We start from the raw sequence: 24,928 nt of genomic DNA on the forward strand, positions 1-24,928 counted from the left end.
GGCCGCGACGGCGGCCGTGTCCTGCAAGAGCGGCTTCGGCCGGGACCGTGCCAGCACGGCAACCGCCGAGCCCGTCGTGGCTGAAGCCGCTCCCGCGGGTGGCATCGGGGGCGGCGATGCTGGGTCAGAGCACTTCGGAGGCGTAATCGGCCAACCGCGAACGCTCGCCGCGGCGCAGGGTCACGTGGGCGCTGTGGGCCCAGTTCTTGAAGCGGTCCACGGCGTAGGTCAGGCCCGAAGTCGTCTCGGTGAGGTAGGGCGTGTCGATCTGCTCGACGTTGCCCAGGCACACGATCTTGGTGCCGGGTCCGGCGCGGGTGATCAGGGTCTTCATCTGCTTGGGGGTGAGGTTCTGCGCCTCGTCCAGGATCAGCCAGCGGTTGAGGAAGGTGCGTCCGCGCATGAAGTTGAGCGAGCGGATCTTGATCCGCGAGGCGAGCAGGTCGTTGGTGGCCGCGCGGCCCCAGCTGCCGCCTTCCTGGTCGCGGGTGAGCACCTCGAGGTTGTCGGTGAGCGCGCCCATCCACGGCGTCATCTTCTCTTCCTCGGTGCCGGGCAGGAAGCCGATGTCCTCGCCGACGCTGACCGTCGCGCGGGTCATGATGATCTCGCGGTAGCGCTGCTGGTCCATGGTCTGGGCCAGGCCGGCGGCGAGCGCGAGCAGGGTCTTGCCGGTGCCGGCGGTGCCGAGCAGAGTGACGAAGTCGATCTCCGGGTCCATCAGCGCGTTGAGCGCGAAGTTCTGCTCGCGGTTGCGCGCGCTGATGCCCCACACCGCGTGCTGGCTGCCGCGGAAGTCGTCGACGATCTGCAGCACCGCCTTGCCGTCCTCGACCCGGTCCACGCGGAACTCGGACTGGTCGTCGCCCGGCAGGTACAGGTACTGGTTCGGGTACCAGTCGCAGTCCTGGGCCGTGGCCACCTCGTAGTAGGTGCGACCGCGGTCGGTCCACGAGCGCAGGTCCTTGCCGTGGCGGGTCCAGAAGTCCTCCGGCAGCGGCGTGGCGCCGGTGTAGAGCAGGCTGAAGTCGTCGAGCGCGCGGTCGTTCTCGTAGTCCTCGCTGACGATGCCGGCGATGGCCGCCTTGATCCGCAGGTTGATGTCCTTGGAGACGAACACCACCGGGTACTCGGGTTCGTCGCGGCGCAGCTGCAGGATCGCGCCGAGGATCCGGTTGTCCGGCGCCACCGCGCCGAACGACGTCTTGTCCTCGGCCGGCATCGTGGTCTGGAAGCGCAGCTTGCCGATGCTGGCCGCGCCGCGCAGCTGCAGCGAGCGCGGGCGCTCGAGCACCAGGCCTGTGGCGATCTTGTCCGCGCCCTGCGACTCGATCAGCTCGTTGATGAAGCGGCTGACCTGGCGCGCGTTGCGCGCCGCCTCCGACATTCCCTTCTTGCCGTTGTCCAGCTCCTCGATGACCTGCATCGGCAGGAACACGTCGTGCTCCTCGAACCGGAACAGGGCGGTCGGATCGTGCATGAGGACGTTGGTGTCCAGCACGTACACGCGCTTGCCTTGGGTCATCATCGGGCGGATCGCCTCCGATTGGCGGTGGAGCGGGGACGGCCGCGCGCCGCCGCGGCCTGCGGGGCAGGGCGGCGGGGCGTGGCCGGGCAGGGGGGGCTCACGTGTCGCGTGCGGCCTTGAGCGCGTCGAGCACGGCCCGGGCGTGGCCGGCGACCTTGACCCCGCGCCATTCGGCGACGAGGCGGTGCGAGGGGTCGATCAGGAAGGTGCTGCGCACCACGCCCAGCACCTTGCGGCCGTACATGTTCTTCTCGTGGATCACGTCGAACGCCCGGCACAGCTTCTCGTCCGGGTCGCTGACCAGCGGAAAGCGGAAGCCCTGCTTCTGGCAGAAGTTGTCGTGCGACTTCACCGAGTCGCGCGAGACCCCCAGCACCGCCGCATCGAGCTTGCGGAACTCCGGCAGCAGCGCGTTGAACTCTAGGCCCTCGGTGGTGCAGCCCGGGGTGGAGTCCTTGGGGTAGAAGTACAGCACCAGCCACTGTCCGGCGTAGTCCGCGAGGGTGGCGCTGGCGCCGCCCGAGAGCGCGAGGGGCATCGCGAGGAGGGACTTGGGAAGGATCTTGCCGACGGCGGTCATGCTGCTGTGGGTCGCTCCTGGTTCGACGGGCGTCCTGTGGCGGCGGGCGCTCAGAACTTCATCGGGTCCATGATCGCGTCGAGGTTGAGGTGGTCGCAGAACTCGAGGAAATCGTCGCGCAGCGCGGCGATGTGCATGTTCGCCGGCACGCCGATGGTGACCTGGGCCGAGAACATGTCGGCGCCGGTCTGCATCGCGCGGTAGCGCGAGCAGTGCAGGCTCTCGATCGTGATGCCCTGGCGGTCGAAGAAGTCGGCCAGCTGGAACAGGATGCCGGGCTTGTCGGCCGCCACCACCTCGACGATGTACGGCAGCAGGTTCGACTGCACCGGCTTGGGCCCGGTGCGGTACCACACCAGCTTCAGGTCTTCCTCGCGCTCGAGCCGGGCGAGCATCGCCTCGAGCTTGGCCACCGCGTCCCACGACCCGGTGGCGAGCGCGGTGACGGAGACGTCCCGGCCGACCGTGGACAGCCGGGTGTCGACGAGGTTGCACCCGCTGTCGGCGATGCGCCTGGTCACGGCCAGCAGCGGCGAGGCCGGATGCGTCGTGTAGGCGTTGATCAGCAGGTAGTTCTCGTTCGGCGAAGGCCGGGATGCGTTGTCTGGATCGGTCAAGGCGGCGTCCGCGGCGGTGATGGATCTGTCGTGGAATGCGGTGTGAACGGCGGCCCGTCGGGGCCTGGAATCGCGGCCAGCATACTTGCCCGTGCTTCCAAGCCGCAAGTAACATGCCCGTGCCCGAATCCTCCTTGCCGCGCCCGGCGCGCGGCCACCGCACGAGACTCTCCCACTTGCGACTTTCCGGCAGCATCACAGCGCTGGCGACGCCGTTCACGGCGACGGGCGGGCTCGACCTCGACGCCTGGCGGCGCCTGCTGCTGGCGCAGCTCGCGGGCGGGACCCAGGCACTGGTGGTAGCCGGTTCCACGGGCGAGGCGGCCATGCTGTCGGAGGAAGAATACGAGACCCTGCTGCGCACCGCGGTGGAGGTGGCCGGCGGCCGCGTCCCGGTGCTCGCGGGCACCGGCCACACGGCTACCTCGCGCACCATCGAGGCCACGCGCCGTGCCGCCGCGCTGGGCGCCGATGCCGCCCTGGTCGTGACGCCGCCCTACGCGCGCCCGACCCAGGCCGGCCTGCTGGCGCACTATCGCGCCGTGGCCGGGGAAGGCGGGCTGCCGGTGGTCATGTACAACGTGCCTACGCGCACCGGCTGCGACCTGCAGCCGGCCGCGGTCGCCAGCCTGGTCGGCCATCCGCGGATCGCCGGCGTGAAGGAAGCGGTCTCCGACCCACGCCGGCTTCGGGAGTGGCTGGCACTGCGCGTCGAGGGATTCGCGGTGCTGTCGGGCGACGATGCCAGTGCCGCTGCCGCCATGCTCGGCGGTGCCGACGGCGTGGTGTCGGTGGTGTCGAACGTGGTGCCCGGCGCGATGCGTCGCCTGTGCGAGCTGGCGCTGGCCGGACGCCGCGACGAGGCATTGGCCTGGGACGCGCGGTTGCAGCCCCTTTACGCCTTCGCGTCGATCGAGCCCAATCCGATCCCGGTCAAGGCGCTGCTGGAGCGGCTTGGTTTCGGCGCCGGCCCGCGCCTGCCGCTCACGCCCCTGTCCGAGGCCCACCAGGCCGCCGCCGCGCGGATGGCCGCCACGGTCGAAGCGCTCGAACGCAGCCTCCGCGATCCGCTCGCGGCCTGACCCTTTTCCCGCAGGAGACACCCGATGCGTCATTCCCGTTCCCTGATCCGCCTGCTCGCGGTCGCGCTGGTCGCCGCCGCCGTGCTCGGCGCCAGTGGCTGCAAGTGGTTCCGCAAGGGCAGCGAGCTGTACGCGGGTCCGCCCGAGACCCGGCCGCTGGAAGTCCCCCCCGACCTCGATCGCCCCGACACCTCGGGTGCCATGCAGATACCGGGAACCGGCAGCGTGACCCGCTCGTCGATCGCGGCCCCGGCCAGTCCGCAGCCCAACGGCTTCGCAGTGGCCGGCGACCAGGACGCGGTGTTCACCCGCGTCGGCGAGGTGCTGGCGGCGACGCCGGGCCTGACCATCGTCAACCGCGCCCAGCTGCTGGGCACCTACGACGTCGATTACGAAGACGCGAAGTTCCTGATCCGCGTCACCCGCACCGACAGCGGCGCCTACGTGGCGGCGGTCGATCCGCGCGGCCTGCCGGCGGCCGGCGAGCCGCCGCAGAAGCTGATCGCGGCGCTGCGGGCCGCCCTGGCCCCGTAACGGCCCGGGCCGCGGCGCGACGCACCCGCCGTCGCCGGCGACGGACCGACCTGGCGGGGACACCGGGCGAGGCCGGACGGGCATTGCGGCCGCTCCGGGCCGACTGACCGCGGCCCCGCGTTCCCGGTCTGGGCGCCGGCATGGTGCTGCTGGCCGGCTGCTGCACCCTCGGCGCCGCGCTCGTCCGGACGGTGCCTGTCGACCTGGCCTCGAGCCTGGTCTGGCCGCTGCGCGCGTGGGGCGTCCGCGCCGTGCCGATCCCGTTGCTCCGGCCCGGGCTCCGGGTCCCCGGTTCGCAGGCGGGTGCCGTAGCGCGTTGTCCCTCGCTGCGAGGGCATTCGCGCTGGCCTGCCCGATCGCCCTGGACGTGCTCGAGGGCGCCCCGCCTGCGCCAGGCCTGGTCTGTCAGCTGCCCCGGAACGCGACCGCGCAGGCGCGCGTGGTGCTGGCCCCGCGGCTCGTGGACATGGGCAGGCGCGCGGGTGCCGTCGCGGCCGCACCCGACCGCGTTTCGCGCGGCGGTGCCGTCCAGCGGGGGCGCTGGCCGCGTCCGGCGAGGCCGCGGCCGAGTGGATCGGTTGCGGGCTGGTGGCGGTGCAGCCGCACCCGGTCGGCGCCCTGGAGCGCCAGCTGGTCGACCGGGACCGGACCCTGGCACCGATGCCGGGGCGGCGCAGCCAGGCCCGGTTGGCGCCGGGCGCGGGTCTCAGCGTTCGAGCAGGGGCAGCTTGCCCGGCTTGCCTTCCCACTCCTTGGCGTCGGGGAGCGGATCCTTGCGCGCGGTGATCACCGGCCACTCCTTCGCCAGCTCGGCGTTGAGCGCCACGAAATGCTCCTGCCCGGCGGGGACGTCGTCCTCGGGGTAGATCGCGTTGATCGGGCACTCGGGCTCGCACAGGGTGCAGTCGATGCACTCGTCGGGGTCGATCACCAGGAAGTTCGGGCCCTCGTGGAAACAGTCGACCGGGCACACCTCGACGCAGTCGGTGTACTTGCACTTGATGCAGTTCTCGGTGACGACGAAGGGCATTGCGCGGGGTTTCCGTGGGGCCGGGAGGAACCATGGAATTCTAGAACAGCCTCGCATCCGGCGCTGCGAAGCGTTCGCATCCGCGGGCGCAGGGCGCCGCGGCGGGGCTGCGAAAAAAAGGAAGCCCGCTTTCGCGGGCTTCCGGGAAGATGGCGCTCCCTACGGGATTCGAACCCGTGTTTTAGCCTTGAGAGGGCCACGTCCTAGGCCTCTAGACGAAGGGAGCGGGGGTTGTGCGCGGACCGGGCCGGCAGGACCGCCGGTGGCGTGGACCGCCCCGCGAAGGGCCGGTGGGCCAGCGCGGCTTGCTAGTATAGCAGGCTTGCGGCCGCGCGATAGCGGTGCCGACTGGAATCCCCTGGCCTGATGCCGACCCAAGACCCGTCCCCGAGCGCGCTGAGGATCATCCCGCGCGACCAGCACCCGATTTCGCGCCGGGCGATCAGCCCGAATGCGCTGCGCGTCCTGTATCGACTGCACGAGTCCGGCTACCGGGCCTGCCTGGTGGGCGGGGCGGTGCGCGACCTGCTGATCGGCCTGGCGCCCAAGGACTTCGACGTCGCCACCGACGCCACGCCCGAGCAGGTCAAGCAGCTGTTCCGCAACTGCCGCCTGATCGGCCGCCGCTTCCGCCTGGCGCACGTGGTGTTCGGCCGCGAGATCATCGAGGTCGCCACCTTCCGCGCCAACGTGGACGACGGCAGCGGCGACCGCCAGGTGGTCGACGGCGGCATGGTCCTGCGCGACAACGTCTACGGCACGATCGAGGACGACGCGGTCCGCCGCGACTTCACCGCGAACGCGCTCTATTACGACATCTCCGACTTCTCTGTGCGCGACTACGTCGGCGGCTTCGAGGACGTCAGCAACCGCGTACTGCGCCTGATCGGCGACCCCGAGGCGCGCTATCGCGAGGACCCGGTGCGGATGCTGCGCGCGGTCCGGCTCTCGGCCAAGCTCGGCTTCGACATCGAACCGGGCACCGCCGCGCCGCTGCCGGAACTGGCGCCCCTGCTCGCCGAGGCCGCCCCGGCGCGGCTGTTCGAGGAGTGCCTGAAGATGTTCCTGGCCGGGCACGCGGTGGCGAGTTTCGAAGGGCTCGACCGCCACGGCCTGCTGCCGGCCCTGTTCCCGGAAACCGCGGCGGCCCTGGCCGCCAATCGCAGCGGCGCGCTGCGGCGGATGCTGGTCGAGGGGCTGCGCAGCACCGACCAGCGGGTGGCGCGCGACGAGCCGGTCTCGCCCGCGTTCCTGTTCGCGGTGCTGCTGTGGCCGGCGTACTGCCGGACCCTGATCGGCCTCCAGGCGCAGGGCCTGCACGCGCCCGAGGCCGAGCGCCGCGCGGCCGACCGCGTCACCCTGCACCAGCTGGAGCGGGTGGCCCTGCCGCGCCGGTTCTCGCTGCCGATGCAGGAGATCTGGCTGATGCAGGGTCGCTTCTCGCAGCGCCAGCGCAAGCGGGTCACGCGCACGCTGTCGCATCCGCGCTTCCGCGCCGCGTTCGATTTCCTGGTGCTGCGTCGCGCCGCGTCGCCCGCGCACGAGGAAGACATCGCGTTCTGGCAGGAGGCGCAACAGGACCCCGACGCGGCGATCGCCTCGCATCCGGCCGACGTCGCGGCGGCGGAGGAGGGCATGGCGCCGCGCCGCCGCCGCCGTCGCCGCCGGCGCAGCCACGCCGCAGGGGAATGACCGCGATCCGGGCCTGCGTCGGCCTCGGCGGCAACGTCGGCAACGTGGCGCGCACGCTGGCCGGGGCGTTCGACGCGCTGGGCAGGCTGCCCCGGACCAGGTTGCTGCGCGTCTCCCGCCTGTACCGCACGCCGGCCTGGGGCCACACCGGCCAGCCGGACTTCCTCAATGCCGCCGCGGTGCTCGACACCGCGCTGCCCGCGCGCGGGCTGCTCGACGGCCTGCTCGCGATCGAGCGCGGCTTCGGCCGCAAGCGCGATCCGGACGGGCTGCGCTGGGGGCCGCGCACGCTCGACCTCGACCTGCTGCTGTACGGCGAGGCGATCATCGACGAGCCGGGCCTGCAGGTCCCGCACCCGCACCTGCACGAACGCGCCTTCGCCCTGGTGCCGCTGGCGGAAATCGCGCCCGACGCCCGCATCCCCGGCCACGGCGACGTGGCCGGCGTCCTGTCCCGGTTGGATGCCGCCGGCATCCAGGCGCTACCCTAGCGCCATGAACGCACCCGCCCCCGAGAAGCCGATCACCGTCCCGCAACTGGCCGAGGCCAAGGCGGCCGGTCGCAGGCTGGCGATGCTGACGGCCTACGATGCCGGCTTCGCGCGCGTGTTCGACGCCGCCGGCGTGGACATCGTGCTGGTCGGCGACTCGCTCGGCATGGTGGTCCAGGGCCATGACTCGACCCTGCCGGTGAGCGTGGACGACATGGTCTACCACGTCGCCGCGGTGTCGCGCGGCCTGCGCCGCGCGCTGCTGCTGGCCGACCTGCCGTTCCAGGCCGACGCGACCCCGGAGCGCGCGCTCGACGCGTCCACGCGCCTGCTGCAGGCCGGCGCGGGCATGGTCAAGCTCGAGGGCGCAGGTCCGCACAAGCTGGCCGCGATCCGGTTCCTGTGCGCGCGCGAGATCCCGGTCTGCGCGCACCTGGGCCTGACCCCGCAGTCGGTGCTGCGCTTCGGCGGCTACAAGGTGCAGGGGCGCGAGGCGGCGGCGGCGGAGCAGCTGCGTGCCGACGCGCTCGCGGTGGCGGAGGCCGGCGCGGCGATGCTGGTGCTCGAATGCGTGCCCTCGGCGCTGGCCGCGGAGATCACCCGCGCCTCGCCCATCCCGACCATCGGCATCGGCGCCGGCCCGCACTGCGACGGCCAGGTGCTGGTGCTGCACGACATGCTCGGCCTCGACAGCGGCCACCGGCGGCCGAAGTTCGTGAAGGACTTCCTCGCCGGGGGCGGATCGGTCGCCGGCGCCGCGCGCGCCTACGTCCAGGCCGTGCGCGACGGCAGTTTCCCCGGGCCCGAACACGCCTACGACTAGCGCCCGACCCATGATCGAGATCACCGGCGAGATCGACCGCCTGCGCGCGCGCGTCCGGGAATGGAAGCGCGAGGGCCTGCGCGTGGGCTTCGTGCCCACGATGGGCAACCTGCACGCGGGGCATTTCTCGCTGGTCCGGCTGGCGCGCGCGCATGCCGACCGGGTGGTCGCCAGCGTGTTCGTCAACCCGACCCAGTTCGGCCCGAACGAGGACCTCGAGCGCTATCCGCGCACCCCGGAGCGCGATGCCGAGGGGCTCGACGCCGCCGGCTGCGACCTGCTGTGGATGCCGTCGGTCGAGACCATGTACCCCTATGGCGCCGGCCAGGAGGTGCGCATCCGGGTGCCCGGCGTCACCGACGTGCTCGAGGGCGCGCACCGCCCGGGGCACTTCGACGGCGTCGCCACCGTGGTCGCGCGCCTGTTCAACCAGGTGCAGCCGGATGTGGCCGCGTTCGGGCGCAAGGACTACCAGCAGCTGGCGGTGATCCGCTACCTGGTGCGCGACCTGGCGTTCCCGGTCGAACTGCTGGCGGGCGAGACGGTGCGCGAGGTCGACGGCCTGGCGATGAGCTCGCGCAACCAGTATCTCGACGAACGCGAACGCGCGCTTGCGCCACGCCTGCACCGGGTCCTGACGTCGATGCGCGAGGCGATGCGCGCGGGCACGGCGCCGGCCGACGTCGAAGCACGGGCACGGGCCGCGCTGGTCGGGGATGGATTCGAGGTCGACTACGCGGTGGTGCGCCGGCCCGACCTGACGGACGTCGGCGCCACGGTCGAACCCGGCACGTACGTGGCCCTGGTCGCGGCGCGGCTGGGCCGCACCCGGCTGATCGACAACCTCGAGTTCGAGCTGGGCTGAGCGGCCGCTGCGGGCGGCCGCGTTCGCTCCTATACTTGCCCGCTGTTCGCGGGCGCGGTCGTTGGCGCCCGTTTCGGCGGCAACGGTTTCGCCGTGCCGCGACTCCTCCCACCCAGGCAGCAGGCAGACGACCATGTCGGATTTCGCGATCCTCCGTTCCCACGCCCGGCGACTCGAATCCAGCCCGATCGCGCGCCTGCTGGAGGAGGATCCGGGTCGCGCACGATCGCTGGCGATGCGGGTGGGGCCGCTGTACGCCAGCTTCGCCCGCCAGCGCTACGACGCGCCCGCGCTCGATGCGCTGCATGCGCTGGCCCAGGCGCGCGATTTCCCGGGGGCCATGCGCCGCCTGCTCGACGGCGAACAGGTCAATCCCACCGAAGGGCGCGCGGCGCTGCACAGCGCGCTGCGCGGCGACGGTTCGCAGGCGCCGTATGCCCGCGAGTGCAGCGCCCAGGCGCGCCAGGCGCGCGAGCGGATGGCGGAGCTGGTGCGGCAGGTCGTCGACAGCGGCGTGACCGACGTGGTCAGCGTCGGCATCGGCGGCTCCGACCTCGGCCCGCGCCTGGTGGTCGATGCGCTGGCCGAACCGGGCGCGACGCCGCGGGTGCATTTCCTGTCCAACGTCGACGGCAACGCCGCGCGCCGCGTGCTGGCCGGGCTGGATCCGGCGAAGACGGCGGCGATCCTCATCTCCAAGACCTTCGGCACCCAGGAGACCCTGCTCAACGGCCGCATCGTGCGCGAGTGGCTGGGCGACGACGTCCGGGTGTACGGCGTGAGCGCCAATGTCGAGCGCGCGGCCGCGTTCGGCATCGCGCCGGAGCGGATCCTGCCGATGTGGGACTGGGTCGGCGGGCGTTATTCGCTGTGGTCGGCGGTGGGCTTCCCGATCGCGCTGGCGATCGGCATGGAGCGCTTCGGCGAGCTGCTGGCCGGCGCCGCCGAACTCGACGCGCATGCCGGCAGCGCCGCGCCGCGCGAGAACCTCGCGGTCATGCACGCGCTCACCGCGCTGTGGAACCGCAACGCGCTCGGCCTGGCCACCCAGGCGGTGCTGCCCTACGACGAGCGGCTGAAGCTGCTGCCCAACTACCTGCAGCAGCTGGTGATGGAGAGCCTCGGCAAGTCGGTCCGGATCGACGGATCGGCGGTGGGCGAGGAGACGGTGCCGGTGTGGTGGGGCGGTCCGGGGACCGACACCCAGCACAGCTTCTTCCAGGCGCTGCACCAGGGCACGCAGGTGGTGCCGGCCGACTTCATCGGCGTGGTGCGCAGCGAGGACGGCTACGGCGAGAACCATCGCGCGCTGCTGGCCAACCTGCTGGCGCAGACCGAAGCCCTGGCCAACGGCCAGGACAACGCCGATCCGCACCGCGCCTACCCGGGCAACCGTCCGAGCACGCTGCTGCTGCTCGACGCGCTCACCCCGCATTCCCTGGGCATGCTGATCGCGCTCTACGAGCACAGCGTGTACCTGCAGTCGGTGGCCTGGGGCATCAATGCCTTCGACCAGTTCGGCGTCGAACTCGGCAAGCAGGTCGCCAACCGCCTGCTGCCGGCGCTGGAAGGCGAGGCCGAAGCGGACGACCCGGTCACCCGCGCGCTGCTGGCGGAGATTTCCGCCCGCGCCTAGGGGCGCCGGATGGGCGCGGTCCCTGTCACGTGGCTGCAGCGCCTGCGAATGCTGTTTCCTGCCGGCGGGCGGCGCGCCCCGAGGATCCCATGATGCCTTCTTGCCGGATTGCGCTTCTCGCCATGCTGCTGGTGTCCTGCAGCACAGCCACTGCCACAGCCACGGCCCCGGATGCATCGCAGCCGGAGGCCGAGGTGTATGTGGAATTCCTGTGGCAGAAGACGCCGGAAGGCGCCATCGCCAGGCAGATCGCCCACTCCTTCGCCCTGGACGGTCGATTCGACCACCAGGTCTGCGTGGCCATCCTGGAAGAGGGCATCGATGTCCAGGGCATGACGCTGCAGGCGGTGGATCAGTCCGGCGCGGTCGTGGCCGGCCGGGCCCATCGTGATTTCGACGGTCGCAAGAAGTGCGTTCCGGCCGATCTGCCGGCTGCCGCGGTGCCCGGGCAATGGACGTTCAAGGTCTATCTCGATGGCATCGATCTCGCGGTGGGCGAGCGCATGATCGATGTGTTTCCGACCGTGGATGCACTCGTTTCCCGGGCTCCCGCGGACGTGCCGTACGTGCTTGGCCGCCCGAACTACGATTCCTCCATTCCGCCCGGGGACTTCCACGGTGAAGTGTCTTGGATCATGCACGTCACCAGGTCGGGATCGGTCAGCCGGGTGGAGATCGAGACCGCGGAAGGCGTCGGCGCGAAGATGCGGGACCGGGCGCTGGCGGCAGGATTCCTGACCCTGTTTCCACCCGATCCGGCTCGCGCGGAGAACGCGACGTTCCGGCGGCAGGTGTCGTTTCGCAACAGCGAGTAGCACGGCGCCTGCCCGCCCGGGGGCGGCAGGACCGGTCCGGCGCGATCTGCGCAGCCACCGTAGGAGCGGCTTGAGCCGCGATCGCCGAATCGGGCGTCGACGAACCGGATGCATCCATCGCGGCTGAAGCCGCTCCTACAGGCGGTTTTCGGTGACGATCTAGGCGGCGGCGTGCTGGCGCAGCGCCCATTCGACGTGTTCGCGCACCACAGGGTCGTCGGCGTCGCGGCGCGAGTGCAGGGCGGCCAGCACCTGGGGGGTGGTGGGCGCGTTGCCCAGCGCCACGGCGATGTTGCGCAGCCAGCGCCGGTAGCCGCTGCGGCGGATCGCCGAGCCTTCGGTGCGCTGCAGGAATTCTTCCTCGCTCCAGGCGAACAGCTCGTCGAGCGTGGCCTCGTCGAGGCGGTTGCGGGCGCGGAAATCCGGTTCGTCGGTGCGGCGCGCGAACTTGTTCCAGGGGCACGCCAGCTGGCAGTCGTCGCAGCCGAAGATGCGGTTGCCGATCAGCGGGCGCAGTTCCTCGTCGATCGGACCTTCGTGCTCGATGGTGAGGTAGGAGATGCAGCGCCGCGCATCGAGCCGGTGCGGGGCGACGATGGCGCGCGTCGGGCAGACCTCGATGCAGCGCACGCAGGTTCCGCAGTGCGCGCTGGCCGGCGCGTCCACCGGCAACGGCAGGTCGACGTAGATCTCGCCGAGGAAGAACCACGAGCCGCCGTCGCGATCGATCAGGCAGGTGTGCTTGCCGATCCAGCCCAGGCCGGCGTCGCGCGCCAGCGCGCGTTCGAGCACCGGCGCCGAATCCACGAACACGCGGTGGCCGAAGCGGCCGATGCGTTCGGCGATGCGGTCGGCCAGGCGCTGCAGCCGGGTGCGCATCAGCTTGTGGTAGTCGCGGCCGAGCGCGTAGCGGGCCACGTACGCGCGTTCGCCATCGGCCAGGGTGGCCCAGGCCTGGTCCGGGTCCTGGCCGTAGTCCAGCCCGACCGAGATCACCCGCACCGTCCCGGGCACCAGTTCGGCGGGGCGCGAGCGCCGGTCGCCGTGCCGGGCCATCCAGTCCATTCCCCCGTGCAGGCCCCGGGCCAGCCAGTCGCGCAGGTGGCGCTCGTCGCCCTCCAGGTCGACCCCGGCGATGCCGCAGCGCTGGAACCCCGCCTCGCACGCGAGGCCGCGGATCCACCGGGCCAGCGCGTGGAGGTCGGACGGCGTGGCGTTGGCGACGGGATCCTGCACGCGCGAAGTATAGAATCCGGGCCAATGGACACCCCCGCCGGCCCGCGAGGCACCCCGCTGTACGACGCAGCCGCGTTGCGTGCGCTGGAGTCGGAGATGGCCTCGCGCCTGGGCGACGGATTCGGGCTCATGGCGCGCGCGGGCCAGGCGGCCTGGTGCGAACTGCTCGCGCACTGGCCCGGGCTGCAGCGCATCGTGGTGGTGTGCGGACCCGGGAACAACGGCGGCGATGGCTATGAACTGTGCCGGCACGCGCACGAATCCGGACGCGATGCGCGCGTGCTTCGGCTCGAGTCCCACGCGCCGCGGACCGACCTTGCCCGGCGCGCCAGCGAGGCGTTCCGCGAGGCCGGCGGGCGCGTCGCCACCCCGGGCAGCGGCTTCGCAGGCGCGCAGCTGGTGGTCGATGCGCTGTTCGGAATCGGGCTGTCGCGGGCGCCCGACGCCGACACCGCCGCGCTCATCGAGGCCATCAACGGCTCCGGCCTTCCGGTGTTTTCGCTCGACGTGCCCAGCGGACTGGACGCCGACCGCGGCAGCGCGCCCGGCGCCGTGGTGCGCGCCACCCACACCCTGCAGCTGCTGGGGCCGCACACGGGGCTGTATACCGGCGACGCCCTGGACTGCACCGGCACGCTTTCGCTGTCCACGCTCGGCGCGGACGATGCGCTGGCGCGCGCGCCGGCCGCGGCCTGGCGACTGGGGCGCGAAGCCCTCGACGGCTGGCTGTCGCCCCGGCGGCGCAACGCGCACAAGGGCGACAGCGGCCACGTGCTGTGCGTAGGCGGCGACACCGGACACGGCGGCGCGGTGATGCTCGCCGCGGACGCGGCCCTGCGCTGTGGCGCCGGCCTGGCAAGCGTCGCCACGCGTTCGGCCCACGTGCCCGGCCTGCTCGCGCGCAGGCCCGAAGCGATGGCCCGTGGCGTGGACGGCGCCGCGGCGCTGGCGCCGCTGCTCGCGCGCGCCGACGTCGTGGCACTGGGCCCGGGCCTGGGCCAGGGAAGCTGGGGCAGGGCGCTGTACGGCGCGGTCCTGGCCGCGGGACTGCCGCTGGTCCTGGACGCCGACGCCCTGAACCTGCTGGCCGCTGCCCCGCGCGAACTGGCCGCGGACACCATCCTCACGCCGCATCCGGGCGAGGCGGCGCGCCTGCTTGGCATGGAGACGACACAGGTCCAGGCCGACCGGTTCGCCGCCGCCGCTCGATTGGTCGAACGCTACGGATGCGTGGTGGTGCTGAAGGGGGCGGGCACCGTGGTGGCCGCGCCCGGCCAGTCGCCGCGCGTGGTGGCCGCGGGCAATCCCGGCATGGCGGTCGGCGGGATGGGCGACCTGCTCACCGGCTGTATCGCCGCCCTGCGCGCGCGGGGCATGCCCGCGTTCGAAGCGGCGAGCCTGGGCGCGTTGCTGCATGCGCTCGCCGGCGACGCCGCCGCGCGCGATGGCGAGACCGGGCTGTTGCCGTCCGACCTGCTGCCCTGGCTGCGCGCGCTCGCCAGCGGCAGGAGCGTCGGATGAGTGGACTGCGGCTGGCCGACGAGGCCGCGACGAATGCCCTGGCAGGTGAACTCGCCCGGACCGCGCCGCCCGGCGCCGTGGTGTACCTGCATGGCAACCTCGGTGCCGGGAAGTCCACCCTGGCCCGGGCATGGCTGCGGGCGATCGGGGTCGAGGGCACGGTGCGCAGCCCGACCTACACCCTGGTCGAGCGCTACCCCCTGGCCGGGGGAGGGGAGGCCCTGCACCTCGACCTGTACCGGATTGGCGCCCCTGGCGAGCTCGAATTCCTGGGCCTGGACGAAGCCGGGGCAGCCCTGTGGCTGGTGGAATGGCCGGAGCGCGGCACGGGCGCGCTTCCGCCCGCGGACCTGCATGTCCGGCTCGAACCCGACGGCGCCGGCCGGCGCGCCCGGCTGGAGCCGGGGACCCCGGCCGGGGCGGCATGGCTGGCGCGACTGCGGCCCGAGGGCCGACTTGCGCCCGACAGCTGAACCGGAGCCATAGGAAACGACGGCAGGTTGCCGATTTGAAAGGGAAACTGCGTTGCAAATATGGCCCATCAGTGATTGACTACGGCCCATGCGCGCGCGGGGAGCCCACCTTCAACAGTTGCTTCTAGGCCTGGCCCTCCTCGCGGCCCTGGCCTGGAACCTTGCGCATGGCGCCGAAATCCGCGCCGTCCAGCTCGGGAGCGGTCCCACCGGCACCCGCGCCGAGATCCAGGTCGATGCCGAAGCCGAGTACCGCCTGATCCAGCTCCAGGACCCGGACCGGCTCGTGGTCGACCTGCCGGCGAGCCGCCTGGCCGGGGCCCTTGCCCTGCCGCCCGCGGCGGGCGTGGTGAAGAGCGTCCGCACCGGCCAGCCGGTGGCGGGGACCACCCGCATCGTGTTCGACCTGGCCACGCCCGTGGTGGCGCTCAAGCCGCGCTTCGAGGCCGGTCCCGGCGGGACCCGCCTGGTCATCGAATGGCCGGGCGACGGCCATCCGGATCCCATCGCCCAGCTGGCCGCCACGCCCCCGGCCGGACAGGCGCGTGCGGCCGGCGCCAATACGCAGTCCCCGGCTTCGTCTGCGGCGGCCTCCCCGGCCCCCGCTGTCGCCGACGCCCAGGGCGCGGGCGACGAGGCGGCTGCGGTCGACCAGGCCGCGGCTTCGGCGGAAGCCACCGCGCGCCTGCTCGCCGAACTGCGCGAGTCCGGCCAGCTGGGCTCCGCGCCCGCCACTGCGGAGGCGACCGCCGCGACCGCCCCGCAGCCGGGTGGATCGGCGCCGATCCCCGCCGCGACCCAGGTCGCCCGGCCTGCGCCCGAGGCAACAACCCCGGCCGCGACGGCGTCCGCCCAGGCCTCGACGCCGCCCGCCCCGGTGGCGCGCGCCGCGACTGGCGGCCGGCCGCTGGTGATCGCGATCGACGCCGGCCACGGCGGCCAGGACCCGGGCGCGATCGGTCCCAGCGGCACCCGCGAGAAGGACGTGACCCTCGCGATCGCGCGCGAACTGGCGCGCCAGGTCAACGCCACCCCCGGGCTGCGCGCGCACCTGGTGCGCGACCGCGACGTGTTCATCCCGCTCAACAACCGCGCCCGCATCGCCCGCCAGGCAGGCGCCGACATGTTCATCTCGATCCATGCCGACGCCGCCGAAAACCGCAATGCCAAGGGTTCGTCGGTGTACGTGCTCTCGCTGCGCGGCGCGTCGTCGCAACGTGCGCGCTGGCTGGCCGAGAAGGAGAACGCGGCCGACCTGATCGGCGGCGTGCGTGCCCCGTCCAACGACAGCGTGCTCGCCAACGTGCTGCTCGACCTCACCCAGAGCGGGCAGATGAAGGCGTCGGAGGACGCCGGCCAGCACGTGCTCGCCGGCCTCAAGCGCATCGGCAACAACCACAAGCCGCACATCGAGCGCGCCAACTTCGCGGTGCTGCGCACCTCCGACATGCCGGCGATGCTGGTGGAAACCGCGTTCCTGTCGAATCCGGAAGAGGAAAGGCGGCTGACCGACCCGGGCTTCCAGCGCACCGTGGCGCGCGCGATCCTCGACGGGGTGGACACCTATTTCGCGAGCCAGCCGCCGCCCGGCACCCTGTATGCCGCGCGCGCCGCGGCCAACCGCGTGGCCAGCGTCGGCGGCAGTCCCTGACGCGGGACGCCGGCCGCCTCGCGGGCGAGGCATGGGCCGCCGTCGGCACACGTCCCCGCGATCCCTGCAACCTGGGCGCCCTGCAGCGACGGTTCCGCCTCGCGTCCTCGCCGACATGTGACGTCCCGGCCGGATCGCGCCCGACGCGCGCCGGCGCATCGCCGCGCGCCCGGTATCATGCAGGGATGCCGATCCAGCAGTTGCCCGACACCCTGATCAACCAGATCGCCGCCGGCGAAGTGGTCGAACGCCCCGCCTCGGTGGTCAAGGAACTGGTCGAGAACGCGCTGGACGCGGGTGCGCGCCGGATCGAGATCGACCTGGAGGAAGGCGGGGTGCGCCTGGTGCGGGTGCGCGACGACGGCAGCGGCATGTCCGCCGCGGAGCTGCCGCTCGCGGTCTCGCGCCATGCCACCAGCAAGATCGCCAGCCTCGACGACCTCGAGGCGGTGGCCACGCTCGGCTTCCGCGGCGAGGCACTGCCTTCGATCGCCTCGGTCAGCCGCTTCCTGATCGGTACCCGGCGCGCGGACGATCCGCACGGCGCGGCGCTCGAGGTCGATGGCGGCCGCGTCGGCGAGGTCATGCCGAAGCAGCTGCCGCCCGGTACCGTGGTGGAGGTCCGCGACCTGTTCTACAACGTACCGGCGCGGCGCAAGTTCCTGCGCGCCGAGCGGACCGAGTTGGGCCACGTCGAGGAATGGCTGCGTTCGCTGGCCCTGGCGCGCCCCGACGTCGAACTGCGCGTCTCCCACAACGGCAAGCCGTCGCGGCGCTACCGCGCGCTGGCCGATGCCGGCGCGGGACTGTTCACGGACGAACGCCTGTCCGTGACCCTGGGCGAGGAGTTCGCGCGCCACGCCCTGCGCGTGGAGCATGCGGCCGCCGGCCTGCGCCTGCATGGATGGATCGCGCAGCCGGCCTATTCGCGCGCCAGCGCCGACCAGCAGTACCTGTTCGTCAACGGTCGCGCGGTGCGCGACCGGGGCGTCGCCCATGCGATGAAGCAGGCCTACGCCGATGTGCTCTACCACGGCCGCCAGCCGGCCTGGGTGCTGTTCCTGGAGCTGGACCCGACCCGGGTCGACGTCAACGTGCACCCGGCCAAGCACGAGGTCCGCTTCCGCGATCCGCGGCTGGTGCACGACTTCGTCTATCGCACCGTGCACGATGCGCTCGCGCGGACGCGCGCCGGCCACGCCGGGCCGCCGGCCGCGCATCCCGCTCCCTTCGCGGCCACCGCCGCCCGGGGACCGCACGATGACGCCGCGACGGCGCGTCCATCCTGGGGCGCGATGCCTTCGCAGCCGGCGATGCCGCTGCAGGTCGACGACGCGCGCGCGGCCTACGCCGCACTGTATGGCGCCGTCGCGCCACAAACCTCCGGCGCGCCACAGGCGCCGCTGCCTCCCCCGGATGCCTCCGCCGGCATTCCGCCGCTGGGCTACGCCATCGCGCAGCTGCACGGCATCTACATCCTCGCCGAGACCGCCGACGGCCTGGTCGTGGTCGACATGCATGCCGCGCACGAGCGCATCGGCTACGAGCGCCTCAAGGCGGCGCACGACAGCGAAGGCCTGCGCGCGCAGCCGCTGCTGGTGCCGCAGACCGTGGCGGTGTCAGAGCGCGAGGCCGACGTGGCCGAGCAGGAGGCGGCGACACTGGCCGAACTGGGTTTCGAGGTCGACCGCAGCGGTCCGCAGTCGCTGCTGCTGCGCAGCGTGCCGGCGTTGCTGGCGCACGGCGACACCGAGGCGTTGCTCCGCGACGTGCTGGCCGACCTGCGCGAGCACGGCGAGAGCCTGCGCGTGCGCAGCGCCCGCGACGAACTGCTCTCCACGATGGCCTGCCACGGCGCGGTGCGGGCCAATCGAAGGCTCACCATTCCGGAGATGAACGCGCTGCTCCGGCAGATGGAGGAAACCGAGCGCTCGGGGCAGTGCAACCATGGGCGTCCGACCTGGGCGCACTTCCCGTTGGCGGAGATCGACCGTTGGTTCATGAGGGGGCGTTGAGCATGGAAAGGATGCGGCTGTGGTCGTGCGTGCTGCTTGGACTGGTGCTGGCGGGATGCGGCGGGCCGCCGGGCGGAAGCGAACCCGGGGTGGACGCGACGGCTGCGCCCGTGGTGGCCGATCCCGGGTTCGTGGCCGAGCAGGACGCCTGGCGCGCCGAGCGCCGGGCCGAGCTGCGCCGGCCCGACGGCTGGGCCAGCCTGATCGGGCTGCACTGGATCGAACTTCCGGCGCACTACGTGGGCAGCGGACCCACTGCGGGGATCCGCCTGGCGAAGGGTCCCGAGCGCATGGGCCTGCTGCAGCAGCAGGGCGGGAAGGTGTTCCTCACGCCGGACGCCGAGGCGGGACTGACCGTCGATGGCGAGCCCGCGCAGGGGCGCTTCGAGCTGCTTCCGGACTCTTCGCCGACGCCGACCGTGGTCGGCTTCGACGAAGGCAAGGGGCTGTTGACGCTGATCGATCGGGGCGGGCGCAAGGCCCTGCGGGTCAAGCACGCCGAAGCCGAGGGCCTGGTTCGCATGGGCGAGCTGGACTACTGGCCGGCCGACCCCTCCTGGCGCATCCAGGCCCGGTTCCAGCGGCATCCGCCGGGGCGGACGATCCAGATCGTGGACATCCTCGGGCAGCAGGGACCGCAGCCCAACCCGGGCGTGGTCGAGTTCGAGCGCGACGGCATGCTGTACCGGCTCGAGGCGCTCGAGGGCGAGGATGGCGGGCTGTTCCTGATCTTCGCCGACCGCACCAGCGGGCACGAGAGCTACGCCGCCGGGCGCTATCTGTACACCGCGGCTCCCGATGCGGATGGAGGCGTGGTGGTCGACTTCAACCGCGCCTACAACCCGCCGTGCGTGTTCAGCGACTACGCCACCTGTCCGCTGCCGCCGCCGGAGAACCGCCTCGACCTGGCGGTGACCGCCGGCGAGAAGAAGTACGTGCGGCCCTGAACCCGGCCCCTGGTCACATGGCGCGGCCGTTGCGCGTCCAGTCGACGGAGCCCCACCGACAAGGAGTACCGATGCATCCGATCCGCAGACTGTCCACCCGTGCACTCCGCCGCGTCGTGGCCGCGTTCGTCCTGGTGGCCTTCGCCGCCGCGGTCCACGCCGACGCGACGCGCGAGCCGCCGGTGCCACTGCTGTGGAAGGTGTCCGACGACGACAACGCGGTGTACCTGCTCGGTTCGTTCCACCTGCTCAAGCCCGACGACTATCCGCTCTCGCGCGACATCGACACGGCGCTGGCCGACGCCGACGTGGTCATGTTCGAGATCCCGCCGGAGGAGCTGGGGTCGCCGGCGCTGGGCATGCGCATGGCGCAGGCGGCGATGCGTTCGGATGGCACCCTGCTCGACAGCGACCTGCCGGAGGAGACACGCGCGGCGCTGGCCCGCTGGATGGAAGGCAACGCCACGCACCTGCAGGCGCTGCAGCTCACCCCGCAGGCGATGCAGATGTTCGAGCCCTGGTTCGCGGGGCTGATGGTGGCGGTGGTGGAGATGGGCAAGGCCGGGCTCGATCCGGCCCTGGGCCTGGACATGCACCTCGCCCGGCGCGCGACCCAGGCAGGCAAGTCCATGGGCGGCCTGGAGACCGGCACCGAACAGATCGCGTTCCTCGACGGCATGGCGCTGGAGGAGCAGGTGCAGTTCCTGCAGGAAGCGCTGGCGGGTGCGGAGCTCGGCAGCGAGGAGATCGAGAAGCTGCACGCGGCTTGGCGCAATGGCGACGTCGATACGCTGTGGGCGTCGATGGCCGTGGAGATGCGCGAGCGGTTCCCGGGGCTGTACCGGCGGATCAACGTGGCGCGCAACGACGCCTGGGTGGAGCGGCTCGACGCGCGCCTGCGGTCGCCGGGCACCGAGGACACCCTGGTCGTGGTCGGCGCGTTGCACCTGCTCGGCGAGGACGGCGTGGTCGAGAAACTGCGCGCGCGAGGTTACGAGGTCGAGCGCATCTGCTCGGCCTGCGCCACCCGGTAGCGGGATCGACGGCGGCGGCACCCACGGCTGCCGCCACGCGCGTCAGCCGGGTTGCCCGGCAGGCAGCATCACGATGCAGTCGACCGGGCAGGCGGGCAGGCACAGCTCGCAGCCGGTACACAGTGGCGCGAGCACGGTGTGCATGAGCTTGCTTCCGCCGACGATGGCGTCGACCGGGCAGGCCTGGATGCAGCGCGTGCAGCCGATGCAGTCGGCTTCCACCACGCGTGCCACGAGTGGCGGCTTGTGTTCGCCGCGGCTGCGGTCGTAGGGCCGCGGCTCCACGCCGAGCACGTGCGCCAGGGCGCGCGCGCCGGCATCGCCTCCGGGCGGGCAGCGGTCCACGCCGGCCTCGCCGCGGGACATGGCTTCGGCATACGGCCGGCAGCCGTCGAAGCCGCACTGGCCGCACTGGGTCTGCGGCAGCAGGCGGTCGAGGCGTTCGACCAGGTCCGGTCGCGGCCCGCTCATGCCTGGCGCACCCCGCCGTACCAGCGCTCGTGGATGCCGGCCGCGGACGCCACGCCGGGCCGGAAGCCGGGCAGCCACGGCCCGACCGTCGACCGTGCGCGCGCCAGCCGCCGTGGCGTGGCCACGGTGCGCAGGAACCGCGCACGGGTGTCGTAGCGGGCGAGGGCGTGGTCGAAGTCGAACAGCGCCAGCTGCATCGGCCGGGTCAGCGCACCGGCATCCCGGGCTGCGCGCCGTCGTCCACGTCCAGCAGGGCCAGCGCACCGCCGTCGAAGCCGGCGGACAGGATCATCCCTTCGCTCACCCCGAAGCGCATCTTGCGCGGGGCGAGGTTGGCGATGAACACGACGTGGCGGCCGACCAGCTTCCCGGGCTCGCCGTAGCTGGCGCGGATGCCGGAGAAGATCTGGCGCTGGCCGAGTTCGCCGGCGTCGAGCAGGAACCGCAGCAGCTTGTCCGAGCCTTCGACGAAGCCGCACTCGAGCACCTTGCCGATGCGCAGGTCGAGCTTCGCGAAATCGTCGATGCCGACGTACTGCGGCGTCTCGGCGGGCGCGGCGGCCTTGGCGGCAGGCGCAGCGGCCTCGGGCCTGGTGGACAGGGTGTCGCGGGAGGCGTCGGTCATGGCGTCGATGCGCTTGGGGTCGATGCGGGTGAACAGGGGGGTGTAGGCGGCGAGGGTGCGGCCGTCGAGTTCGACGAAGCGGCCCGGCGCAAGCTCCACGCCGCCCAGGTACTGCTCCACACGCGCGGCGATGCCGGGCAGGATGGGCTTGAGCATGCCGGCGATGTCGGCGAAGGCCTGCAGCGCGGTGGCCAGCACCAGGTGCAGGTCGGCGCGGCGCGCGGGATCCTTCGCCAGCGACCACGGCGCGGTCTGGGCGATGTATTCGTTGACGCTGTCGGCGGCGGCCATGGCGTTGCGGGCGACCGCGGCGAAGTTCCCGCGCTCGTAATCGCCGGGCGCGCACGCGCACGCGCTGCGCACGCCTTCGCGCATCGCGCGCGCCTGCGCGTCCCAGCCGTCGCTGGTGCCGGCGGGCGTGCCGGGCGGCAGCACGTTGCCGAATCCGGTCTCGAGCAGCTTCGCGCAGCGGCTGGCGATGTTGACGAACTTGCCGACCAGGTCGCTGTTCACGCGGGCCACGAAGTCCGACAGGTTCAGGTCGAGGTCGTCGACGCCGCCGGAGGACTTGGTGGCGAAGTAGTAGCGCAGCGCCTCCGGGTCCAGGCCGCTGTCGAGGTAGGTGCGCGCCATCACGAAGGTGCCCCGCGATTTGCTCATCTTGGCGCCGTCCACGGTCAGGTAGCCGTTGACGTGCAGCTGGTCGGGCAGGCGCAGGCCGTTGCCGTGCAGCACCGCCGGCCAGAACAGGCCGTGGAAGTTGACGATGTCCTTGCCGATGAAGTGGTGCAGTTCGGCGTGCGCGCCGGGCCGCAGCAGCTCCTCGAACGCGACTTCGTCGAAGCCGGCCTTGCGGCCGCTGCGGGCCAGCGCGAGCAGGCTGGAGAAGTAGCCGATCGGCGCGTCGAGCCAGACGTAGAAGTACTTGCCCGGATGGCCGGGGATCTCGAAGCCGAAGTAGGGCGCGTCGCGGGAGATGTCCCAGTCGCGCAGGCCGCCCTCGGCGTCGATCCACTCGCGCAGCTTGGCCTTCACGCCCGGGACGGCGACCTCGCCCTCCAGCCAGTCGCGCAGCACCGTCGTGAAGTCGCCGACCTTGAAGAAGAAGTGCTCCGATGCGCGCAGCTCGGGCGTCGCGCCGGACACCACCGAGCGCGGGTCCTTGAGTTCGGTGGGCGAGTAGGTGGCGCCGCACGCCTCGCAGTTGTCGCCGTACTGGTCGGGCGTGCCGCAACGGGGGCAGGTGCCCTTGACGTAGCGGTCGGGCAGGAACATCGCCTTGACCGGGTCGTAGAGCTGCTCGATCGAGCGGCGTTCGATGTGGCCGCCTGCCTCGAGCGCGCGGTAGAAGCGCTCGGTCAGTTCCCGGTTCTCGGGCGAGTGGGTGGAGTGGTACCAGTCGAAGTCGACGCGGAAGTCGGCGAAGTCGCGCTCCTGGCTGGCCTGGGTACCCCTGATGAATTCCTCGGGCGCCACGCCGGCCTTCTCCGCGGCGAGCATGATCGGCGTGCCGTGGGTATCGTTGGCGCAGACGAAGTGGACGGTGCCGCCCGCCAGGCGGCGCGCGCGCACCCAGATGTCGGCCTGGATGTAGCCGACCAGGTGGCCGATGTGCAGGTGCCCGTTGCCGTAGGGCAGGGCGCTGGTGACGATGGCGGGGCGGTGCATGTCGACGGGATCGGCGGGGAGCCCGGATTATCGCATGCCGCATGCGGCACGGCCGGCGCGGCGCCGGCCGTGCGGGGGCCTCGCGGCCCCGGAACGACGGGACGCGCGGCTACTGCCGGATCCACACCTGCGACTTGCAGATGAAGGCCACGCAGCCCGACACCTGGAGCCGGCTGCCGCCGTCGATCAGCTCCATCTTGGACTTGTACACCTTGCCCTCGTCGGGCTTGAGGATGGTGCCGCCGGCGTACTCGCCGCCGCCTTCGGGCTTCATGCCGCGGATGATCTCCATGCCCGTGATCGGCTGGTTGCGGCGATCGTCCTTGCACTTGTCGCAGGTCGGATTCGGCCGGCTCGGGTTGAGCAGTTCGACGATCCGGCCGGTGAGGGTGCCGTCGGCGGCCTGGGTGATCTCCACGATCGACTTGGCCTGGCCGGTCTGGTCGTCGATGGTCTTCCAGCGGCCGGTGGCCGGATCGGCGGACAGGGCCGGCAGCGCGACGGCCAGCAGGGCGCCCGCGGCGACGCGGCAGAGGATCTTGTGCATCTGGATCTGTACTCCCGAAAAGGAACCGAACGAAGAAGACGGGTGGCCGGCCGGGCCGGCATACCACTTGTAACGCATCGCGGGTCGCGCCGGCCGGGCGGGCGTCGCCGCGTTCAGGGCGGCGACATGGATGATCGCGCGTCCCGCGGGAATCGCGTCAGGGCGGGGATCCGGGCCGATCCGCGGGTTCCCCGGTCGGCGCCGGTTCGGCCGCCGGTCCCGCGTCGGTCGCCTCGCGTACCTGCTCCACGGCGCCCACGCTCACTTGGCCGATGCGCACGTTGGTCCAGATCCGGTCCTGCCACTGGCGGTACTGCACCGGGTCCCAGTATTCGGGCCGGTAGTACTGCGATGCGTCCATCGTGCCCACGCCGGGGACGTGGACCTGGACCTGGCTGGTCTGGGAGCCGAGGCGGCTGCCGGTCATCTTCCTGAGCTCGCGCTTGAACACCTGCGCCAGGCGCGGCCCGGTAACGTCGTCGCCGTACTCGGCGCGGATCGACGGCCCCAGGGCGCGGGCGCGGTCGCGCTCGTGCTCCTGCAGCTGCGACCAGTACATGTCGCGCTTGCGGACGAAGCTGGTGTAGCCGCGGTCGGCGGCGAGCTCCATCCACACGTAGGCCGCGGCCCGGTCGAGCTCCGTGCCCAGGCCGATCCAGAGCATTTCGCCGACGATCGCCTGCGACGGCTTGTCGCCGTACCAGGCCGCGCGCTTGAACTCCGCGAACGCGCGCGGGTGGTCCTTCTCGCCGTACGCGTCGAGGCCGCGGGTGCGGTGCAGCAGGTCGGGATGGCCGTCGAGGAACCCGGCCGCGACCAGGAACGGATCGATCGTCGGGTCGGTGTGGCGGGCGTCGCGCGCCAGCGCGGCGGCGGGCAGCAGGAGCAGGAGGAGGACGAGGCAGGCGATGCGCGACTTGGGCATTGGCGGTTTGCTGGGATGGTGGGATGCCGTGGCGGCAGGTTATCGGAACGGTGGGCGTTGGCGCCGGCCGGAAGTCACGCCCGGCCCCGTGCCACGCTCCATCGGACGGGCAAAAAAGAAGC

Annotated in this window: 23 protein-coding genes, 1 tRNA gene and 1 pseudogene; 14 read left to right on the forward strand and 11 right to left on the reverse strand. The window is 72.3% G+C overall.

Translation table 11 applies throughout. The features are described 5' to 3' along the window. Positions 1 to 124: 124 nt before the first annotated feature. The 3 genes from LUTJ29_RS0109690 to LUTJ29_RS0109700 all read right to left on the reverse strand — a co-directional run bounded on the left by LUTJ29_RS0109690 (position 125) and on the right by LUTJ29_RS0109700 (position 2,746). Positions 125 to 1,525, reverse strand: coding sequence for a PhoH family protein (locus LUTJ29_RS0109690; protein ID WP_027072341.1), 1,401 nt, complete (start codon positions 1,523 to 1,525; stop codon positions 125 to 127). Positions 1,526 to 1,625: 100 nt separating this feature from the next. Beyond that, the gene (locus tag LUTJ29_RS0109695; RefSeq protein ID WP_027072342.1) at positions 1,626 to 2,108 is read right to left on the reverse strand and encodes a peroxiredoxin; all 483 of its coding nucleotides are present in this window, start codon (positions 2,106 to 2,108) and stop codon (positions 1,626 to 1,628) included. A 50-nt stretch (positions 2,109 to 2,158) separates the two neighbouring features. Next, the gene (locus LUTJ29_RS0109700; RefSeq protein ID WP_051322931.1) at positions 2,159 to 2,746 is read right to left on the reverse strand and encodes a glycine cleavage system protein R; all 588 of its coding nucleotides are present in this window, start codon (positions 2,744 to 2,746) and stop codon (positions 2,159 to 2,161) included. A 155-nt stretch (positions 2,747 to 2,901) separates the two neighbouring features. On the opposite strand from LUTJ29_RS0109700, the gene dapA reads away from it, so the two are divergent. Both dapA and LUTJ29_RS0109710 read left to right on the forward strand, forming a co-directional pair. Beyond that, positions 2,902 to 3,807, forward strand: coding sequence for a 4-hydroxy-tetrahydrodipicolinate synthase (gene dapA / locus LUTJ29_RS0109705; RefSeq protein WP_027072344.1), 906 nt, complete (start codon positions 2,902 to 2,904; stop codon positions 3,805 to 3,807). Positions 3,808 to 3,831: 24 nt separating this feature from the next. Next, complete coding sequence (locus LUTJ29_RS0109710) at positions 3,832 to 4,341, forward strand: hypothetical protein (RefSeq protein ID WP_027072345.1); 510 nt, start codon at positions 3,832 to 3,834, stop codon at positions 4,339 to 4,341. Positions 4,342 to 5,047: 706 nt separating this feature from the next. On the opposite strand, the gene fdxA is transcribed toward LUTJ29_RS0109710, so the two are convergent. Together fdxA and LUTJ29_RS0109720 are read right to left on the reverse strand one after the other, a co-directional pair. Further along, entirely contained in the window at positions 5,048 to 5,371 is a 324-nt protein-coding gene (fdxA, locus tag LUTJ29_RS0109715) for a ferredoxin FdxA (RefSeq protein WP_027072346.1), read from the reverse strand. Between the two features lie 150 nt (positions 5,372 to 5,521). Then, positions 5,522 to 5,597, reverse strand: a tRNA-Glu gene (locus LUTJ29_RS0109720). 140 nt (positions 5,598 to 5,737) lie between these two features. Between LUTJ29_RS0109720 and pcnB the strand changes: the two genes are divergently transcribed. From pcnB to LUTJ29_RS19055, 6 genes are all read left to right on the forward strand, one after another. Beyond that, on the forward strand, positions 5,738 to 7,063 hold the full coding sequence (gene pcnB / locus LUTJ29_RS0109725; RefSeq protein WP_051322897.1) for a polynucleotide adenylyltransferase PcnB: 1,326 nt from the start codon (positions 5,738 to 5,740) through the stop codon (positions 7,061 to 7,063). Continuing rightward, positions 7,060 to 7,554 (forward strand): 2-amino-4-hydroxy-6-hydroxymethyldihydropteridine diphosphokinase, encoded by a 495-nt coding sequence (gene folK / locus LUTJ29_RS0109730; protein WP_027072348.1) that lies wholly within the window; start codon positions 7,060 to 7,062, stop codon positions 7,552 to 7,554. The genes pcnB and folK overlap by 4 nt, the downstream gene beginning before the upstream one ends. A gap of 4 nt (positions 7,555 to 7,558) precedes the next feature. Next, on the forward strand, positions 7,559 to 8,377 hold the full coding sequence (gene panB, locus LUTJ29_RS0109735) for a 3-methyl-2-oxobutanoate hydroxymethyltransferase (RefSeq protein ID WP_027072349.1): 819 nt from the start codon (positions 7,559 to 7,561) through the stop codon (positions 8,375 to 8,377). A 10-nt stretch (positions 8,378 to 8,387) separates the two neighbouring features. Next, positions 8,388 to 9,242, forward strand: a complete 855-nt coding sequence (gene panC, locus LUTJ29_RS0109740) for a pantoate--beta-alanine ligase (protein ID WP_027072350.1) — start codon at positions 8,388 to 8,390, stop codon at positions 9,240 to 9,242. A 133-nt stretch (positions 9,243 to 9,375) separates the two neighbouring features. Then, positions 9,376 to 10,878 carry a glucose-6-phosphate isomerase gene (gene pgi / locus LUTJ29_RS0109745; protein WP_027072351.1) on the forward strand — a complete coding sequence of 501 codons (1,503 nt, stop codon included), beginning with the start codon at positions 9,376 to 9,378 and terminating at the stop codon, positions 10,876 to 10,878. A 122-nt stretch (positions 10,879 to 11,000) separates the two neighbouring features. After that, positions 11,001 to 11,693, forward strand: coding sequence for a hypothetical protein (locus tag LUTJ29_RS19055; protein WP_144774592.1), 693 nt, complete (start codon positions 11,001 to 11,003; stop codon positions 11,691 to 11,693). Positions 11,694 to 11,852: 159 nt separating this feature from the next. On the opposite strand, the gene queG is transcribed toward LUTJ29_RS19055, so the two are convergent. Next, a complete protein-coding gene (gene queG / locus LUTJ29_RS0109755) occupies positions 11,853 to 12,929 on the reverse strand; it encodes a tRNA epoxyqueuosine(34) reductase QueG (protein ID WP_027072353.1) in 1,077 nt (358 codons plus the stop codon). 24 nt (positions 12,930 to 12,953) lie between these two features. Here queG and LUTJ29_RS0109760 point away from each other — a divergent pair, with 24 nt between their 5' ends. The 6 genes from LUTJ29_RS0109760 to LUTJ29_RS0109785 all read left to right on the forward strand — a co-directional run bounded on the left by LUTJ29_RS0109760 (position 12,954) and on the right by LUTJ29_RS0109785 (position 20,570). Continuing rightward, a complete protein-coding gene (locus LUTJ29_RS0109760) occupies positions 12,954 to 14,450 on the forward strand; it encodes a bifunctional ADP-dependent NAD(P)H-hydrate dehydratase/NAD(P)H-hydrate epimerase (RefSeq protein ID WP_043741013.1) in 1,497 nt (498 codons plus the stop codon). Next, entirely contained in the window at positions 14,447 to 14,923 is a 477-nt protein-coding gene (gene tsaE / locus LUTJ29_RS0109765; RefSeq protein ID WP_027072355.1) for a tRNA (adenosine(37)-N6)-threonylcarbamoyltransferase complex ATPase subunit type 1 TsaE, read from the forward strand. Before LUTJ29_RS0109760 ends, tsaE begins: the two co-directional genes overlap by 4 nt. A gap of 118 nt (positions 14,924 to 15,041) precedes the next feature. Continuing rightward, entirely contained in the window at positions 15,042 to 16,574 is a 1,533-nt protein-coding gene (locus tag LUTJ29_RS0109770) for an N-acetylmuramoyl-L-alanine amidase (protein WP_027072356.1), read from the forward strand. 185 nt (positions 16,575 to 16,759) lie between these two features. Then, entirely contained in the window at positions 16,760 to 18,589 is a 1,830-nt protein-coding gene (mutL, locus tag LUTJ29_RS0109775; protein ID WP_027072357.1) for a DNA mismatch repair endonuclease MutL, read from the forward strand. A 2-nt stretch (positions 18,590 to 18,591) separates the two neighbouring features. Further along, positions 18,592 to 19,536, forward strand: a complete 945-nt coding sequence (locus LUTJ29_RS0109780) for a DUF1684 domain-containing protein (protein ID WP_027072358.1) — start codon at positions 18,592 to 18,594, stop codon at positions 19,534 to 19,536. Positions 19,537 to 19,607: 71 nt separating this feature from the next. After that, positions 19,608 to 20,570, forward strand: coding sequence for a TraB/GumN family protein (locus LUTJ29_RS0109785; RefSeq protein WP_027072359.1), 963 nt, complete (start codon positions 19,608 to 19,610; stop codon positions 20,568 to 20,570). 42 nt (positions 20,571 to 20,612) lie between these two features. On the opposite strand, the gene rnfB is transcribed toward LUTJ29_RS0109785, so the two are convergent. The 5 genes and pseudogenes from rnfB to LUTJ29_RS17025 all read right to left on the reverse strand — a co-directional run bounded on the left by rnfB (position 20,613) and on the right by LUTJ29_RS17025 (position 24,806). Then, entirely contained in the window at positions 20,613 to 21,041 is a 429-nt protein-coding gene (gene rnfB, locus LUTJ29_RS17020) for an Rnf electron transport complex subunit RnfB (protein ID WP_051322899.1), read from the reverse strand. 32 nt (positions 21,042 to 21,073) lie between these two features. Further along, positions 21,074 to 21,238 (reverse strand): annotated as a pseudogene (locus LUTJ29_RS0109795) (HAD-IB family hydrolase); the annotation flags it as partial. Positions 21,239 to 21,246: 8 nt separating this feature from the next. Next, positions 21,247 to 23,334, reverse strand: coding sequence for a methionine--tRNA ligase (gene metG, locus LUTJ29_RS0109800; RefSeq protein ID WP_027072361.1), 2,088 nt, complete (start codon positions 23,332 to 23,334; stop codon positions 21,247 to 21,249). A 109-nt stretch (positions 23,335 to 23,443) separates the two neighbouring features. Beyond that, a complete protein-coding gene (locus LUTJ29_RS0109805) occupies positions 23,444 to 23,881 on the reverse strand; it encodes a DUF2147 domain-containing protein (RefSeq protein ID WP_051322900.1) in 438 nt (145 codons plus the stop codon). A gap of 157 nt (positions 23,882 to 24,038) precedes the next feature. Then, on the reverse strand, positions 24,039 to 24,806 hold the full coding sequence (locus LUTJ29_RS17025; RefSeq protein WP_051322901.1) for a sel1 repeat family protein: 768 nt from the start codon (positions 24,804 to 24,806) through the stop codon (positions 24,039 to 24,041). Between the last annotated feature and the right edge of the window lie 122 nt (positions 24,807 to 24,928).

The sequence above is a fragment of the Luteimonas sp. J29 genome, from assembly GCF_000472505.1.
Lineage (GTDB): Bacteria > Pseudomonadota > Gammaproteobacteria > Xanthomonadales > Xanthomonadaceae > Luteimonas.

Excerpts from the sequence above, each read along its gene's own strand:
- LUTJ29_RS0109690 (WP_027072341.1), bottom strand. The coding sequence starts at position 1,525 with ATGACCCAAGGCAAGCGCGTGTACGTGCTGGACACCAACGTCCTCATG.
- LUTJ29_RS0109695 (WP_027072342.1), bottom strand. The coding sequence starts at position 2,108 with ATGACCGCCGTCGGCAAGATCCTTCCCAAGTCCCTCCTCGCGATGCCC.
- LUTJ29_RS0109710 (WP_027072345.1), top strand. The coding sequence starts at position 3,832 with ATGCGTCATTCCCGTTCCCTGATCCGCCTGCTCGCGGTCGCGCTGGTC.
- fdxA (WP_027072346.1), bottom strand. The coding sequence starts at position 5,371 with ATGCCCTTCGTCGTCACCGAGAACTGCATCAAGTGCAAGTACACCGAC.
- pcnB (WP_051322897.1), top strand. The coding sequence starts at position 5,738 with ATGCCGACCCAAGACCCGTCCCCGAGCGCGCTGAGGATCATCCCGCGC.
- folK (WP_027072348.1), top strand. The coding sequence starts at position 7,060 with ATGACCGCGATCCGGGCCTGCGTCGGCCTCGGCGGCAACGTCGGCAAC.
- panB (WP_027072349.1), top strand. The coding sequence starts at position 7,559 with ATGAACGCACCCGCCCCCGAGAAGCCGATCACCGTCCCGCAACTGGCC.
- panC (WP_027072350.1), top strand. The coding sequence starts at position 8,388 with ATGATCGAGATCACCGGCGAGATCGACCGCCTGCGCGCGCGCGTCCGG.
- pgi (WP_027072351.1), top strand. The coding sequence starts at position 9,376 with ATGTCGGATTTCGCGATCCTCCGTTCCCACGCCCGGCGACTCGAATCC.
- LUTJ29_RS19055 (WP_144774592.1), top strand. The coding sequence starts at position 11,001 with ATGCTGCTGGTGTCCTGCAGCACAGCCACTGCCACAGCCACGGCCCCG.
- LUTJ29_RS0109760 (WP_043741013.1), top strand. The coding sequence starts at position 12,954 with ATGGACACCCCCGCCGGCCCGCGAGGCACCCCGCTGTACGACGCAGCC.
- tsaE (WP_027072355.1), top strand. The coding sequence starts at position 14,447 with ATGAGTGGACTGCGGCTGGCCGACGAGGCCGCGACGAATGCCCTGGCA.
- mutL (WP_027072357.1), top strand. The coding sequence starts at position 16,760 with ATGCCGATCCAGCAGTTGCCCGACACCCTGATCAACCAGATCGCCGCC.
- LUTJ29_RS0109780 (WP_027072358.1), top strand. The coding sequence starts at position 18,592 with ATGGAAAGGATGCGGCTGTGGTCGTGCGTGCTGCTTGGACTGGTGCTG.
- LUTJ29_RS0109785 (WP_027072359.1), top strand. The coding sequence starts at position 19,608 with ATGCATCCGATCCGCAGACTGTCCACCCGTGCACTCCGCCGCGTCGTG.
- rnfB (WP_051322899.1), bottom strand. The coding sequence starts at position 21,041 with ATGAGCGGGCCGCGACCGGACCTGGTCGAACGCCTCGACCGCCTGCTG.
- metG (WP_027072361.1), bottom strand. The coding sequence starts at position 23,334 with ATGCACCGCCCCGCCATCGTCACCAGCGCCCTGCCCTACGGCAACGGG.
- LUTJ29_RS0109805 (WP_051322900.1), bottom strand. The coding sequence starts at position 23,881 with ATGCACAAGATCCTCTGCCGCGTCGCCGCGGGCGCCCTGCTGGCCGTC.
- LUTJ29_RS17025 (WP_051322901.1), bottom strand. The coding sequence starts at position 24,806 with ATGCCCAAGTCGCGCATCGCCTGCCTCGTCCTCCTCCTGCTCCTGCTG.